Below are 15503 nucleotides of genomic sequence, written 5' to 3' on the forward strand. Positions count from 1 at the left end.
GGACAATACCCCTCAGCACGTCACGTGCGCAGTGCACACCAAGATGCGCCAGAGGAAAGAAATGCCGGCTGCCTTCCCGTCGTCCCCACCCACTATCCCGACCGCTCCCTTGACCGCCGAGATGCGCGATGCGTTGCGCGCGATCGTGGGCGAGAAGGGATTTATCGAGGACGAGCACGGCAAGCAGCCGTTCGTGACGGACTGGCGCGGATTGCTGGTCGGCGGCGCTGGCGCGGTCGTTCGTCCCGGTAGCACCGGGGAAGTGTCCAAAGTGGTCCGGCTTTGCCATGAGCAAGGCGTCGCGATCGTGCCGCAGGGCGGCAACACCGGCCTGATGGGTGGGGCAACGCCCTGGCCTGCGCACAACGGCATCGTGTTGTCGCTCGGCCGCATGAACCGCATTCTGGAGGTCGATCCCGTCGGCTATTCGATGACGGTCGAGGCCGGCTGCGTGCTGCAGACGCTGCAGGAGACCGCGGCCAGTCACGACAGGTTCCTGCCCCTCAGTCTTGGCGCGCAGGGCTCGTGCACGATCGGCGGCAATCTGTCGACGAACGCCGGCGGCGTGCAGGTGCTGCGCTATGGCAATGCCCGCAATCTCGTTCTGGGGCTCGAAGTCGTGTTGGCCAATGGCGATGTCTGGGACGGACTGCGTGCGCTCAAGAAGGACAACACGGGCTACGACCTCAAGCATCTGTTCATGGGCGCCGAAGGCACGCTCGGCATCATCACCAAGGCCGTCCTCAAGCTATGGCCAGCGCCGAAGGACGTCTGCACCGCGTGGCTGGCGATCCGCGATCCGCGCGCAGCCCTGGAGATCCTATCCGAAGCGCACGCAGCGTCCGAGGATAATGTCGGCTCTTGCGAGCTGATGAGCCGCAGCGCCATCGACATGGTGCTGCATCACATTCCCGGCACCCAGGATCCGCTCAAGGCGGATACGCCATGGTACCTCCTGCTCGAATGGTCGTCCGCGCGCCCACGCCGGGACGGGACCGAGGGCATGTCCGAGAAGATGGAGCAGTTTCTGGCCGATCAGCTCGAGGCCGGCCACGTGCTCGATGCGGCGATCGCACACACGGTCAGTCAATCGCGCAATATGTGGCGCATCCGAGAGGGCGTCGCCGAGGCCTCCAGGGCCGAGGGACCGGGGCTCAGCTACGATGTCTCAGTGGCGATCTCCAGGATTCCGGAGTTCATCGACAAGGGGCTCAAGGCCGTGCTCGGCATTCTCCCGACCATTCGCCCCTATCCGCTGGGGCACATTGGCGACGGCAATCTGCATTTTTCGTTCATGGGGCCCAAGGGCATGGATCAGCAGACGCTGACCCAATACAAGGGCGCCATCACGCGGGCCGTGAACGATCTCATCACCTCCATGGGCGGCTCGATCTCGGCGGAACACGGCATCGGCATCGACAAGCTCGACGAGCTCAGTCACTACCGCTCGAAGACCGAGCTCGACATCATGCGCACGATCAAGCGCGCGCTCGATCCGCAAAACATCATGAATCCCGGCAAGGTGCTGCGGCTGTGACCGGTGATCAACAGGTCTTCTGCTGCAAATGCTGGACGCAGGTGCAGGTCGACGTCGCCGGATATTTCACGTCGTAATAGGGAAAGCTCGAGGTGGCCGGGCTGTTGGTCGAACAACGCGGGAACAGATAGTAGCTGTCGGACAGCTTCACGGTGCCGGCGATGGTGAAGCCGAGGTTGGGCGCATAGTCGTAGGACACCTCACTCAGAATGAGCGAGATGTTGGCGTTGCTGGTACCGCTCGGCGCGGTAAACGATGACAAGGTCATCTGCTGACCGACGGTTCGCGCTCCCGAGGAACTCGTCGACTTGCTCCACTGCACCGTCGCCTTCCCCGTGCTGTCGGTCGACACTTCCGAGACCGTGATCGTCATCAAGGAGGTCGAGCCGTTCTTGGTAGGATATGGGGCCATGATGGCGGTCGCCGCCGCGAGAATACCGTCCATCTGAGACGACGTCACCGCCGTGTTCTGCGTGATCATGTCGGCGACACTGTGCGCGGTCGCGCTGACCTTGACGTTCATGGCGAGGCCGTTGCCGAGCTCGACACCGCCGACATAGAGCACCAGCATGAATGGCGCCACCATGGCGAACTCCGTCGCTGCAACGGCGCGGACATCGGTCAACAGGTGCCGAGCGCGAGACGACAGGGCGGAAATCATCAGGAAGCTCCTGGCTCGTTCTGGAACGCGGCGGACGACATGATCAGCCGGTTGCCGTTGCTGAGGTTCGAGAGATTGAAACCGAGCGGCCCGAGCACGACCGGCCACACATACATGACGCGGAGAACGACGATGTCGCCGGCGTCGCCCGGATCGTACTGCCAGGTATTGGTGACGTTGCCCGAGCCGTCGAAGGTCAGGGTCGGCATCGCCGTGTTCGCGGACGTCCATGAAGTCGCCACCTGCATGTCGACCATCAGGCCGCTGCAATTGAACAGGATAACGATCTGATCGCAGACCTTTTGCTTGAAAACCGCCTGCGTCATCTTCGCGGACTGAACCTGCCCGGTCATGACGAGGCGCGCCGACTGGCGCACGACGGATTCGAGCATCTGCTGGGCGAAGAAGACCAGAAACGTCTGGAGGAGCGCGATGATGAGCGCGAGGAACGGCGCAGCGACCAGCGCGAATTCGACGGCCGTGGCGCCCCTCCTATCCCGCGCGAACGCGGCGCAGCGATTGCGGCGGCTCTTGGTTGTTGCGGCGGGGCCAATCATGGCGCTTCTTCTCTACTGCACGAGGCTGGCTGTGCTGGACGCGACTTTGAGGAAAAGGTTGGTCAGCGCCGCGGAAATGTCGCCGCCGGTCTGAACGCTCGCGTACAGACCGGGCGAGGCGCATGATTCCAGCCGTTGCGCGATCGTACCCGTGGACGAGGACGGATTATTGAATTGCGCGATGCGCGTGTTGTACCAGTTGTCGGTCGGCAGCTGCAGATACTCGGTGTAGAGAACCGCGATGCGAATGCCGCGGTTCTTGATCGTCGTGCATGTCGCGGTATTGAGCGGCTGCTGGCAGCGCACTTGCGTGGTGCCGACGGTTGGAAGCGGATAGGTGGCATTCGGATCGCAGCTTGCAGTCTTCGGGATCAGCTTGTCTTCAACCCCGTCGGTCACGAGGAACACCACCTCCTGCGGCGTATCGCCGGCTTGGTTGGTGCCGCTGCCAGGGGCGGGCATGACGCCGTTGACGCCTGTCAGCCCACCTGAGATGTCCGAGCCGTAGTCGGTGGAGCAATTGCCGTAAATGACGCAGTTCTGGTGATCCACCGTCATGAGCTGAATGTTGCCGATCATCGTGCCCGCGGTCGTGGGGGTCGTCAGCGTCTGGATCGTGTTGAAATTGTAGTCGAAGGTGTAGATGGCGGCCTTGTAGGTGGTGTTGTTGAGCGCCGCCATGCACTGCATGACGCCGCCCGAAACACCCGATTGCGGGCACGACCAGGGCCCCACGAGCAATTGCTTGACGGCATTGGTCACGAGATCGATTCGCAATGTGATGTTCTTATTGCGTGCGACGGTGAGATTATCCTTGTTGGTCGAACTCGGGTTTTGGTTATTGGGATGGACTTCGTGACAGGCGAACGCGCAGTTTCTCGCGTATGAAGGCTGACTGCTCGTAGCAGCGATCATGTTGTTGATGTCGGTCTGCGTCGCTGCGATCGCCATCGACGGCGAGTCGTCCAGCACCAGGTAGAAATTCATATTGGGCGCGCTCGACGCCTTCGCCGTCGCCGAACCGGCCACCTGCCAGGTCTGCTTGCCGAGGACGCCGGGGAAATTATTGATGGACTCCGCGGTGTAGGACACCGTGATGGTCCGCGCGAGACCGGAATCGGTGACAGTGACCGTTGGCGTCGGGACCGCCGACAGGCCGGGAAGATTCGCCTTCGCTGCGAAGACGGCTTCCGCGGTCGCCCTGACCACGGACGTGTCGGTCTGCGTCAGCATCGCCGGCCGCACGGCTGCGATCGCGGCGGCGTCGGCGGCTGCGTTCAATTGCTCGCGCTTGCGCAAGGCCAGCGTGTAATCCAGCGTCATGCCCAGGAGAAAGATGGTCGGGACCATCATGAGCGCGAAGATAATGGCGACGTTGGCCTTCCGATCTCTGGCGAAACGGAGCACTACCCGGCGGAGCATGACCTTCATCCTGATTGCCGCGTAGCGGCAAAAATACTTCCTGAAATCCCGTGATGGAGGAGACGCAGCATTCCTGCCGGCGACCCCCGCGCATCGCAGGCCGGAATATGGATTTGGCCTCTTAATCAACACTTACGTGCAATCCACAAACATGGACTGCGACAAATTGAGATGTCTCATATTGAGAAAGCATCATTAACGCCGGATAAACGCGATCATGGAGATTGCGGGCAGGAGCATCCGGACGGTCGGATGGCGGCCTCGAGGCCGGCGCCAGGCTGCACCAATTCCTGTCGATTGAAGCGGATCGCAAGCGGCCGCAGGCCAGGATGACGGCATCCGGGCCTGGCCCGGCGCAGCTGCCCTGAGGCACGAAGGCCCGCGGTTGCTACGGCAAGCCGGCCGCGGATAACCCGGAAGAACGCTTGCAGCTCACTGGATCGCAGCAGCGATCTTTTCCGCCGACATCAGCACCGGGAAGTTGGTGTTGGCGCAGGGCACCACCGGGAAGATCGAGGCGTCGACGACCCGCAGGCCCTGCACGCCCTTGACGCGGCCCTAGTTGTCGACCACCGCGAATTTCGGCAAAGTGTGACGGCTCTAGTTGATGCCGGGCAATCCCGCCATCTTCTCAGCCGCGCGGGTTGACGACCGTGTAGCCCCGCAGCGAGCGCGCATGCATCCGCGTTGTGTGACCGCCCGAATTGGCGTCGTACGCCATCCACATGTCGCCTCCGAGGTGTTGCTCCAGGACGAAGACATGCCCGCGCCGGGCCGCGACCATTCCCGGTGCCGGCGACGTACGCGGAAAGCGCAGCCAGTTCGCAGCGAGATTCAATTCCGGCACCACACGCCCGAACACGCGCAGAGCCGCGCCGCAGCCGCAGAAGGATGAGGGGCAACCAGCCGGCCGCCCTCCGATGATGCGCGTGCCGGAGACACTCGCCGCCGTGGCGCCGCCTGCGTCGGCCACTGTCAGTTGCGTCGAGCGATAGGCTTGTAGTGAGGATCTGGGCGTCCGCTCACGGCGGGTTTGGGAATACGAGAAGTCGCAGGGCATCGTGACGTTGCATTCAGGTGCTTGATGAATGCGATAGGGCCGGGCTTCGGAGGCAACGGAGCTAAAGGCAACGAAAAGGCACGCAGAAAGAACTGACTTGAACATTGCAGGGCTCCAAATTGTGAAATCCCTGCCCCGCAGCGAGCAACCAATAACAGTTTGGCTGAAATCGGCCTAAAGAGCGGCTGAAAGTGGTTGCATTTGCGGGCTGGCCTCCGCAACCGTTGTAAACCAGACGTAGCGGCCGGAACGATTAACTCGCAGAGAACGAATGGCGTATCGTCGAAACTGAGACTTGACCAATTGTGCATCAGCGACGGCTATGTCGCTGCAAACCGCGGTCAAGTGTCCCCAGCTAGCGCGCAGGCGCGTGGGGAATTTCCCATCGCTCGAGACGATCGATTGACGCTTGCCGTTCGTGCTGGCCCAGCCAAATCATGAGGAGGACCAGCGCGCCGGCGAGAGCGCCGATGCCGAAATACAAGCTCCTCATGCGCGACGAATGCGGCACGCCCGGAAAGGTTCCTCGCCCGACCGCTGCAATCACGGCTTGAGCGCTACGGCCTGATCGAAAAATTCTCCGGCGGCCCGGGCTTACGCAGCGGCTCGGCGAGGCGCGCGAACTCGCACAGCAATGATCGCGTCTTCCTGGGATCGATGATCTCCTCGACCCAGAACTTTTCGGCCGAGCGGAACGGCGAGCGCAGCTTGTTGAGGCGCGCTTCGATCTCCTTCAGCTTCGCGACCTTGTCCTCGGCCGCGTCGATATCGGCGCGGTAGGCGGCTTCGATGCCGCCTTCGAGCGGCAGCGAACCCCAATAGGCGGACGGCCAGGCGTAGCGGATCGAGAAGCGATCGGCGGGCTGATGCACGACGCCGGCGACGCCGAAGGCGTTGCGCAGAATCACCGTGCACCAGGGCACGGTGGTCTGATTCACCGCGGCCATGGCGCGGACGCCGTGGCGGATGGTGGCGGCCTTCTCGGCATCGAGGCCGATCATGAAGCCGGGGCAGTCCATGAGATAGACGATCGGCAGGTGGAAGGTCTCGGCGAAGTCGACCCAGCGCACCACCTTCTGGCAGGCATCTGCGGTCCAGGAGCCGCCATAATGAAAACTGTCGCTGGCGAGCAGCAGCACCGCCCTGCCCTCGAGCCGCGCGAGACCGACGATAACAGGCTTCCCGAAATTCTTGGCGACCTCGAAGAACGAGCCCTTGTCGACGACGGCGTCGATGATCGGGCGCACCTTATAGACCTGCTTGCGGTTGCGCGGCACCGCGCTCAGCAGCGCTTCCTCGGTGCGCTCTGGATTGTCGGTGCAGGGCAAGGTCGGCGGCAGCTCGTATACCGAGGACGGCAGATAAGACAGGAAGCGCCGCGCGCAGGCAAACGCCTCCTCCTCGGTCTCGACCGCGTGATCGATTGCCCCGGCGCGGGTCTGGATGTCGGCGCCGCCGAGCTCCTCCTTCGAGAGGTCCTGCCCCAGCGCCTTCACCACCGGCGGGCCCGCCACGAACATCGCGGACTTCCGGGTCATGATGGAATAGTGGCTGGCGGCAAGACGCGCGGCACCTAAACCCGCTACCGAACCGAGGCCGAGTGCGACCACCGGCACGCGCGACAGATTCTCCGTCGTGAAGCGATACCAGCGCGTGCCGCCGATGCCGCCCGGCAGATTGGCCGCGCCCTTGGTCTCGATGGTCTTGACCGAGCCGCCGCCGCCGGAGCCCTCAACGATGCGGATGATGGGCAGGCGGAAGTCGTGCGCCATCTCCTCCGCCATCAGCGGCTTGGCCGAGATCGACGCGTCCGCCGAGCCGCCGCGCACCGTGAAATCGTCGCCGACCACGACCACGGTACGACCGTCGATGCGTGCGCGGCCGAACACGCAGTTCGCCGGCGTCACTTTCTGCAGCTCGCCGCTGGAATCGTACTCACCGATGCCGGAGACGGCACCGATCTCGTGAAAGCTGCCCTTGTCGATCAGTCCGTCGATGCGCTCCCGAACAGTCAGTCGGCCCTGGTCATGCTGTCGCTTGACCTTGTCAACGCCGCCCATCTCCCGCGCGAAGGCTTCGCGCCGGGTGAGCTCGTCGAGTTCCGGCTTCCAGTTCATTCACTCCCTCCGAGTTGATCGGCTTGTTATTGTTGCGCACGGCCATTGCGACCGGCTTACGCGAGAGACGGTTGTTGAAGGCATCGCCCTCGGCGCCTTCCATCAGGCTGCCGAGCGAGCGGCCGAGCGTGAGCATCAACGGGGCGACTTCGTTATGCAGCCGCTGCTCGTCATACATTGCAGCCAGCAGGCCGATCGTGATGACGACGAAGGTCTGGTACTGCGGCGACCAGATCGGCACCGCGAGCCCGTTGATGTGCGGACTCCACAGGCCGCAGGCCACGACATAACCGCGCTCGCGCAGCGACTGCCGGTTGGCCTCGATGCGGGGCCTCAAGATTTTTGCAGCCTCGGGGGCCTCCCGCTCCATGTCCGCAATGAAGGCATCGCCGACCTCGGGCGCCAGTGCCGCGGTGTAGGCTGCGCCTGCCGCGGTCGAAGCCATCGAGATGCGGCTGCCGGTGCCCTCGTGCAGGCCGAGCGCACTCGCCGAGCGTGCGAACTGGAGGTAAACGAGATGGAAGCGATCGGGAACGACGAAGCCGACCGTGCCCGGAAGCTGCTCGGCGACTTCCTGAAGCCGCTGGCGGATCATGCTGCGCAGCTGCGCGCCCTTCATCATCGAGGCGCTCATCGCCACCGCACTCGGGCCGATGCGATATTTTTGATCGCGCGGCAGGTAGACGAGCTGGCCCATCCGCGTCAGCGTGTGCGTGAGCCGCGACACCGTCGAGCGCGGCAGGCCGCAGCGATTTGAAATCTCGAGATTGCCGAGCCGCGCCTCGTGGCCCTCGAAGCATCGCAATACGTCGAACGCGCGCGACACCACCTGGATGACATCACCCTCACCGGCATCGCCAGCGAGGACACCTTGCCTACTTAACCGCTCCGATCGTCGTCCCATGTTCCCTACCAGCTTGTTTCGCTCTGCGGAATTAAATTCCACTTGCAGACGACGCTACCTCAGGCATTTTGCGACGACAACAAAAAGGCGATGGCATGCCAGAAATTAAGATCGTCACGGAGGTCGCGGGGCGCATCTGCGCAACTCCCGTGCAGGTTGGAGGAACCGTCGCAGATGGCGATGACGTTGTGGTCGTCGAAGCCATGAAGATGGAGATACCCGTGCAGTCGCCCGCGAGCGGCACGATCACGTCGCTTCTGGTGAAACTCGACGACGTCGTTGCCGAGGGACAAGCGATCGCGATCGTCGCAAACTGACTGCATAATCCCTGGATTCCGCGACATTCTGTCAGCCTGGTTTCTGCATTCGCGCTCCGGCGTTGCCATCGCGGATGCCCGGTGACATGATCCGATTCAAGCAAGAAGGTCTTCGCGCTTAAGCGAAGATGATGGAGGGAAAACATGCTTCGTGGGCTGCTCATGCTCGCGCCTGCCTTGGTGGCAGGCATTTCTTTTGCGTCTACACGCTATGCGTTCGCCGAGGATATCAAGCTGCCGGCGACATTGACGTTCACCGCCTATGACACCGGCACCGCCGGCTTCAACATCGCGGTCGGCGTCGGCAAGATGATGAAGGACAAATATGGCACCGACGTGCGCGTCCTCCCCGCAGGCAACGATGTCGCCCGCCTCGCGCCGCTGCGCGCCAAGCGCGCGGCTTCCGCGGCGATGGGATCGGGCACTTACTTCGCGCAGGAAGGCGTGTTCGAGTTCGGATCGAAGGAATGGGGGCCGCAGCCGCTCCAGATCCTGCTCTCGACGGTCGACTGCAATTGCGGCTCGCTCGGCGTCGCCGCCGACACCGGTGTGAAGGAGCTGAAGGACCTCAGAGGCAAGCGCGTCGGCTTCGTCGTCGGCTCGCCCGCGCTGAACCAGAATTCGCTCGCGGTGCTCGCCTTCGCAGGGCTGACGCAGAAGGATGTCAAGGCCGTCGAGTTCGCAAGCTACGGCGCGATGTGGAAGGGCCTGATCAACAACGATGTCGATGCCGCGTTCGGCACCACCATCACTGGCCCCGCCAAGGAGGCCGAGACCTCGCCGCGCGGCCTGATCTGGCCGCCGCTCCCCGCCAAGGACAAGGAAGGCTGGGCACGGATGCAGAAGGTCGGCTCGTTCTTCTTCCCGCAGCTTGCGACCTGCGGCGCCGGCATCTCGCCGGAGAAACCGGTTGAGCTCGGTAACTACCCCTACCCGATCTTCGTCGCCTACGCCTCGCAGCCGGCCGATCAGGTCTATGCGATCACCAAAGCGATGATCGTCAACTACGACGCCTACAAGGACTCTGCACCCGGCGCCGGTGGTCTTGCCGCCGACCGGCAGACCAAGAACTGGGTGGTGCCGGTGCATCCCGGTGCGGTGAAGGCGCTGAAAGAGGCCGGACAATGGAGCGATGCGCAGGAGGCGCACAACAACAAGCTGATCAAGCGGCAAGAGGTGCTTGGCGCGGCGTGGGCGGCGTACGGCACGTCCAATCCGCCATCGGATGACAAGGCATTCCTCGACGGCTGGATGAAGGCCCGCGCGGCAGCGCTCGCCAAGGCCGACATGCCGAATGGATTTGAGGAATAGAACGCGATGCTGTTGGGTTTGATCGTTGCCGCGCGGGAAGTGCGCTCCCTCTCCCGCTTGCGGGAGAGGGTTGGGGAGAGGGTGTCTCCACGGCGGGATTCCCCCAGAGGAGAAAACCCTCACCCGGCGCTGGCGCGCCGACCTCTCCCGCAAGCGGGAGAGGTTGAGCGAGCCCGCGACGCGATCGATGCAAAACAACACCCATTCGCATTAGCCAGCGTTCAATAGCCCACGCGCGGGATCGATGATGCCTTCTGCTTCCACCTCCACCGGCCCGCAGGACGAGGCCAAGCGGATCGTGTTCGACGATCCGCACGGCGCCGCCGCCAACATGCAGGAGGCGGAGGTCACGCGCGTGCGCACGCTGCGCGGCGCCTGGCGCTGGACGCTGGTGGTTGCGACCGCGGCGACGATCCTGCTCTGCATCAACCAGCAATTCTCGCTGCGCTTCTTCATCGGCTACACCCAGCTCAACACGGAGTATTTCTATCTCCTGATCGCGTTGATGCTGCCGTTCACCTTCCTGATCTTCCCAGGGACTGAACGCGCCCCGCTCGATCGAATTCCCTGGTACGATCTCGTCTTGTTCGTTGCGACCTTCGCGGCGGCGCTGATGCTGATGTCGAACGTACGCAAGGCGGCGGAGGCCGGCTGGGAGTTCGGCGGCGCGCCCAACAGCGTGATCGCGGCGGGCCTCGTGATGTGGGTGATGCTGATGGAAGCGCTGCGCCGCACCGGCGGCTGGAGCCTGCTGCTGAGCGTCTTGCCTTTCACCGTCTATCCGCTGTTCGCCGAATCCAGCTGGCTCGGACCGTTCCGCGGCACCCAATCGACGCTCGAGCAAGCAACCGCCTACCACGTGCTCTCAGGCGAGAGCCTGCTCGGCATTCCGATCCAGGCTTTTGCCGACACCGTGATCGGCTTCCTGGTGTTCGGCACCGCACTGATGATGACCGGGGCCGGAAAATTCTTCATCAACCTCGCCTTCGCGCTGTGCGGCACCTTCCGCGGCGGCGCGGCGAAGGTCTGCATCTTTGCCAGCGGCCTGCTCGGCATGATGTCGGGCTCGATCATCTCCAACGTGCTCACCGCCGGTACCATGACCATTCCCATCATGAAGAAGAGCGGCTTTCGCGCATCCTATGCCGGTGCGATCGAGGCCTGCGCCTCGACCGGCGCGGTGTTGGCGCCGCCGGTGATGGGTGCGACTGCTTTCGTGATCGCGCAATTCCTCAATGTCAGTTACGCCGATGTCGCGCTCGCCGCGATCATTCCGGCGGCCCTCTATTACGTCGGCCTGTTCATGCAGGTCGATGCCTATGCCGCGCGCCACGGGCTGAAGGGGATTCCGCGCGCCGAGCTGCCCCGCATCATGGATACGATCAAGGACGGCTGGTACTACGTCTTTGTCATCGCGCTCCTGATCGTGATGCTGCTCTACTTCAAGCGCGAGAGCCACGCGCCGTTCTACGCCACAGCGCTGCTGCTGGTCCTCAACCAGTTCTTCTCCAAGGACACGCGCTGGACGTTTGCGACCATCGGCAAGTTCCTGGAGGTCAACGGCCGCACCTTCGTCGAGCTGGTCGGCATCCTCGCCGGCTGCGGCCTGCTGATCGGCGCATTCTCGATGACCGGCGTGGTGTCGAGCCTTGCCAACGATCTCCTGCATATTGCCGGCGACAACGCCTTCCTGCTGCTCGGCATGTGCGCCCTCACCAGCCTGATCCTCGGCCTCGGCCTGACGACGACGGCCTGCTACATCTTCCTCGCCATCCTGGTCGCGCCCGCGCTGGAGAAGCTCGGGCTCAATCGCATGGCCGTGCACATGTTCATCTTCTACTGGGGCATGCTGTCGTCGATCACCCCGCCGGTCGCCATCGCCTCGTTCGCCGCCGCCGGAATCGCAGGCTCGCCGGCGATGAAGACCGGGTGGGAATCGATGTGGGTCGGCAGCATCATCTATTTCATCCCATTCTTCTTCGTGCTCAATCCGGCGCTGGTGCTGCAGGGGCCGAGCCCATACCTCGCCGGACTCGGCCTGATGGGGCTTGCCGCGTTCGGCACGCTGTTCATCTGCGGCGGTATCCAGGGCTACCAGCCCTTCGTCGGCGACTTGCGCGGCGCTGGCGCGCTGGAATGGCCGATCCGTGTGCTGCTGGTGATCGGCGGCTTCGTGGTCGCGACGCCCGGCGGCGGCATCATGCCGCTGTCGCAGATGCAGGTGACGCTGCTTGGCCTTGCGATCCTCGCACCCACGGCTCTGCTCGCCCTTGTCCTAGTCCGCCGGCAGACCATCGTGCCGGACGGGTTGCGCGCGCCCTGATTGCGTTGCACAAGTGAGGCGATGAAGCCGCTATCGCCCGCCGCCTCCGCCTGGACCCGCTCGAAACCGCCCTTGCTGCGGTTTCTGGACAATTGCCTCAACGAATTCTCGGCCGAGACCTCAGGCAGCGTAGCCGACTACATCCCCGAGCTGGGCAAGGCCGACCCTGCCCATTTCGGCATCGGCCTCGCGACGCTGGACGGGCATGTCTACGAAGTCGGCGACAGCCGGGTGCCCTTCACCATCCAGTCGATGTCCAAGCCGTTCGTGTTCGCGCTGGCGCTGGACCTTTTGGGAGCCGGCAAAGTCGAAAGCGCGATTGGCGTCGAACCTTCCGGCGACCCCTTCAACTCGATCCGGCTCAATGCCGAAAACCATCCGTTCAACCCGATGGTCAATGCCGGCGCGATCGCCTGCACCGGGCTGATCTACGACAGCAAGGGCGCGGACGCTTTCGAGCAGATCCGTCTTGCGCTCAGCCGTTTCGCCGGACGCGATCTCGCCGTCGATGAGGCGGTCCATGCTTCGGAAAGCCAGACCGGCGACCGCAACCGGGCCATCGGCTATCTCCTCAAGACCAACGCCGTGATCTCGGACAACGTCGCGGCCGTGCTCGACGTCTATTTCCGCCAATGCGCCGTGCTGGTCACGGCGCGCGACATCGCTGTGATGGCGGCGACGCTCGCCAATCGCGGCATCAATCCGGTGACGGGCGAACAGGTGCTGACGCCCTACGCGATCTCGCGCACGCTCTCGGTGATGACATCGTCGGGTATGTACGATTATGCCGGCGAATGGATCTACCGGATCGGCATCCCCGCCAAGAGCGGCGTCGGCGGCGGCATCCTCGCCGCACTCCCTGCCCGGCTCGGGCTCGGCAGCTATTCGCCCAAGCTCGACAAGCACGGCAACAGCGTGCGCGGCATCAAGGTCTGCGAGGCGCTGTCCTCGCATTACGATCTGCACATGCTCAACCGCAGCGACGACGCGCGCAACGCCGTCATCGCCGACTACGACATCGGCAAGAGCCCGTCGCGGCGCGTGCGCCGGCCGCAGGAGCGCGAGATTCTGGCGGCGCACGAGCAGGAGGTGCGGGTCATCGAGCTGGTCGGCACGCTGTCGCTGTCGGCCGTCGACTACATCTCGCGCCGGCTCGCAGGCCGGCCGCGGCCGCAATTCGTGATCTTCGATCTGCACCGCGTCACCTCCACCACGCGTGCCGGTGCGCGACTGATCGCCGAAGCCTTCGAAGAGCTCGCCGCACTCAACGTCACGGTGGTGCTGTCGGGAGTCAGGCGCGCCTCCAAGGAATGGGACAGCTTGCGGGAATGGACGGCGGAGCTGAAGAACGTCCGCGACTTCTACCTGCTCGACACCGCGATCGAATGGGCCGAAGACCAGATCGTCTACCGCTATGGCGGCTCGATCGACTTCCACGAGACCACCGAGCTTGCCGAGCAGCCGCTGCTCGCGGGACTGAGCGAGGACGAGCTGACCAATCTCGCCGCAATCTGCACCGTCAGGAACTATCCGTCCGGCGCAAAGATCGTCACGACCGGCGACCTCGCCGATGCCGTGTTCTTCCTGCGTAGCGGCGCGGTCCACGTCACGCTGCCCGATGGCGTCAGGCTGGCAACACTCACTGCCGGCATGGCCTTTGGCGAGATGGCGCTGCTGGAGGCAACGCGCTCTGCCGACGTATTCGCCGACATGGCAGCGACCGTTTTCGAAGTACCTTTGAAGGATTTCGAGCGCTTCCGCGAGCAGCACCCGCGCGCCAGCGAGCGCATCATGCGCAATCTGGCCCAGCTATTGGCCGACCGTCTGATCGTGGCGAACGCCAAAGTGGATATTCTGACGTCGACGTGAGCGGTGGCCGAGCTCTTCACCTCTCCCGACGGGGAGAGGTGGCCGGGGCCTCCAGCTCACGCTTGCCTCAGCGGCTCGCGGCCTCGCTCAGCCGCCGGTTGATCCTGGCTGCGCTGGTCTTGAGCACTTCGGACGGCTGCTGGCCGGTGGCCGCGCATAGGCACGCCCAGTAGTAGACGACGTCGCCGAGCTCATTGACGAGACCCGCCTGATCCAGCCAGCCGTCGCGGAGCAGCTTCTTGATGTGATCGGCGACCTCGCCGGCTTCGCCGGCAAGTCCGAGACCGAGATAGGACAGCCGCTCGTTGGACGGATGCTCTTCGACTTTCGCAATGCTCGCGGCCCAGGCCGCATATTCATCGATCGTCATCGGCATTCCTCGCCGCTTCTAATCTGATCAGCCCACCACTTCCGTCACCGGCTGCAGGTCGATCTCGAACGTCTCCAAGAATTTCGAGGTCATGATGTAGAAGCCGACCGAGAGCTGGAGCTCGATCAGCGCGGCCGGCGTCAGCTTCGATGCGATCGCCTTGAAGGTCGCATCCGTCGGCTTGTTCAGTTTCACGATCTCGTCGGTGAAGGCCAGCGCGGCGCGCTGCACCTCGTTGAAGCAGCTCGCCGCATGCCAGTTTGCGAGCGCCTCGTTCTGCTCGTCGGTGACACCGACATTCTTGCCGATCCGCTTGTGCGCGACGATCTCGTAAGGCGCCTCGCACAGGATGCCGGTGCGCGTGATCGCAAGCTCGCGTACCACTGGATCGAGCTCGCCCTTGTGGCGGATGGCGCCGCCAAGGCGGCAGTACTGCTCGAAATAGCTCGGCGAGTGCGCCATCATGCGGAAAATATTGGCATTGCGGTTCTTGTCGAGGATTTCGCGGGTGCGATCGGAGGCCTTGGACGGATCGCTGTACTGAATGCGGGCCATGATTTTCCTGAAGTTTTCCCGGAAGTTTGTCTCTAAAGTTTTCTTGGGCTTTTGATGCTTGTTGTCGTTGCCGGTGAGAGTTCCCCGAAACTCTATTCTTGCGCCGACGCAGGAGCAACATCATCGAGTCAAATTGCCGCCGCATTGCTGATCGACCCTGACACAGTCGATATTCGCCGCGTGGGGACAAATTGCGGTGGGTACTCGTGAGTGGGGTGTTTCGAGTAAAACAATTGGCCGTCTTTGCGCTCACCACGCAACGATGAGTCACGCCCAAGTCTAGGGAGAACAAGGCATGAAGGAAGCCACCAAGGGGGCGGCCTCGGGAGCGCTCGCGCATATGCTGGCGGTGACGGCGATGCTCGTCATCGCCAGCATCTTGTTCTACGGGCGTTGAGTTAAGCGTTTCAGAGTTTTCGTCATTCCGGGGTGGCCCTCGCACAGGCCAGGCCCAGAATCCCGTTCCAGGCTCGGTCCTTTGGACCGCCCCCGAATGACGA

13 protein-coding genes and 1 pseudogene are annotated in these 15503 nt (G+C 63.5%); 5 read left to right on the top strand and 9 right to left on the bottom strand.

What is annotated here, in order from left to right:
• The first annotated feature begins 61 nt into the window (after nt 1-61).
• The gene (locus XH85_RS27910) at nt 62-1537 is read left to right on the top strand and encodes an FAD-binding oxidoreductase (RefSeq protein WP_128934379.1); all 1476 of its coding nucleotides are present in this window, start codon (nt 62-64) and stop codon (nt 1535-1537) included.
• A 7-nt stretch (nt 1538-1544) separates the two neighbouring features.
• Here the strand turns inward: XH85_RS27910 and XH85_RS27915 are convergent, their stop codons facing one another.
• The 7 genes and pseudogenes from XH85_RS27915 to XH85_RS27945 all read right to left on the bottom strand — a co-directional run bounded on the left by XH85_RS27915 (nt 1545) and on the right by XH85_RS27945 (nt 8258).
• A complete protein-coding gene (locus XH85_RS27915) occupies nt 1545-2198 on the bottom strand; it encodes a TadE/TadG family type IV pilus assembly protein (protein ID WP_128934380.1) in 654 nt (217 codons plus the stop codon).
• Entirely contained in the window at nt 2198-2755 is a 558-nt protein-coding gene (locus XH85_RS27920; protein WP_128934381.1) for a TadE/TadG family type IV pilus assembly protein, read from the bottom strand. The genes XH85_RS27915 and XH85_RS27920 overlap by 1 nt, the downstream gene beginning before the upstream one ends.
• Before the next feature lie 12 nt (nt 2756-2767).
• Nucleotides 2768-4177, bottom strand: a complete 1410-nt coding sequence (locus XH85_RS27925; RefSeq protein WP_164939961.1) for a TadE/TadG family type IV pilus assembly protein — start codon at nt 4175-4177, stop codon at nt 2768-2770.
• Between the two features lie 432 nt (nt 4178-4609).
• A pseudogene (locus XH85_RS27930) lies at nt 4610-4753 on the bottom strand (GMC oxidoreductase); the annotation flags it as partial.
• A gap of 55 nt (nt 4754-4808) precedes the next feature.
• Nucleotides 4809-5342: a hypothetical protein gene (locus XH85_RS27935; protein ID WP_164939960.1), complete on the bottom strand. Its 534-nt coding sequence runs from the start codon at nt 5340-5342 to the stop codon at nt 4809-4811.
• 452 nt (nt 5343-5794) lie between these two features.
• Entirely contained in the window at nt 5795-7354 is a 1560-nt protein-coding gene (locus tag XH85_RS27940; protein WP_128934383.1) for an acyl-CoA carboxylase subunit beta, read from the bottom strand.
• A complete protein-coding gene (locus XH85_RS27945; protein ID WP_164939959.1) occupies nt 7284-8258 on the bottom strand; it encodes an IclR family transcriptional regulator in 975 nt (324 codons plus the stop codon). Before XH85_RS27945 ends, XH85_RS27940 begins: the two co-directional genes overlap by 71 nt.
• Before the next feature lie 95 nt (nt 8259-8353).
• Between XH85_RS27945 and XH85_RS27950 the strand changes: the two genes are divergently transcribed.
• The 4 genes from XH85_RS27950 to glsA all read left to right on the top strand — a co-directional run bounded on the left by XH85_RS27950 (nt 8354) and on the right by glsA (nt 14078).
• Nucleotides 8354-8575, top strand: coding sequence for a biotin/lipoyl-containing protein (locus tag XH85_RS27950; protein ID WP_128934384.1), 222 nt, complete (start codon nt 8354-8356; stop codon nt 8573-8575).
• A gap of 144 nt (nt 8576-8719) precedes the next feature.
• Complete coding sequence (locus XH85_RS27955) at nt 8720-9886, top strand: TAXI family TRAP transporter solute-binding subunit (RefSeq protein WP_128934385.1); 1167 nt, start codon at nt 8720-8722, stop codon at nt 9884-9886.
• 247 nt (nt 9887-10133) lie between these two features.
• Complete coding sequence (locus XH85_RS27965) at nt 10134-12209, top strand: TRAP transporter permease (protein ID WP_128937443.1); 2076 nt, start codon at nt 10134-10136, stop codon at nt 12207-12209.
• Nucleotides 12210-12230: 21 nt separating this feature from the next.
• The gene (gene glsA / locus XH85_RS27970; RefSeq protein ID WP_128934386.1) at nt 12231-14078 is read left to right on the top strand and encodes a glutaminase A; all 1848 of its coding nucleotides are present in this window, start codon (nt 12231-12233) and stop codon (nt 14076-14078) included.
• A 67-nt stretch (nt 14079-14145) separates the two neighbouring features.
• Here the strand turns inward: glsA and XH85_RS27975 are convergent, their stop codons facing one another.
• Both XH85_RS27975 and XH85_RS27980 read right to left on the bottom strand, forming a co-directional pair.
• Nucleotides 14146-14448, bottom strand: coding sequence for a nucleoside triphosphate pyrophosphohydrolase family protein (locus XH85_RS27975; RefSeq protein WP_164934466.1), 303 nt, complete (start codon nt 14446-14448; stop codon nt 14146-14148).
• 27 nt (nt 14449-14475) lie between these two features.
• Entirely contained in the window at nt 14476-15003 is a 528-nt protein-coding gene (locus XH85_RS27980; RefSeq protein ID WP_128934388.1) for a carboxymuconolactone decarboxylase family protein, read from the bottom strand.
• Between the last annotated feature and the right edge of the window lie 500 nt (nt 15004-15503).

This window comes from Bradyrhizobium zhanjiangense, assembly GCF_004114935.1.
In the GTDB taxonomy this organism is placed as follows: Bacteria; Pseudomonadota; Alphaproteobacteria; order Rhizobiales; family Xanthobacteraceae; genus Bradyrhizobium; species Bradyrhizobium zhanjiangense.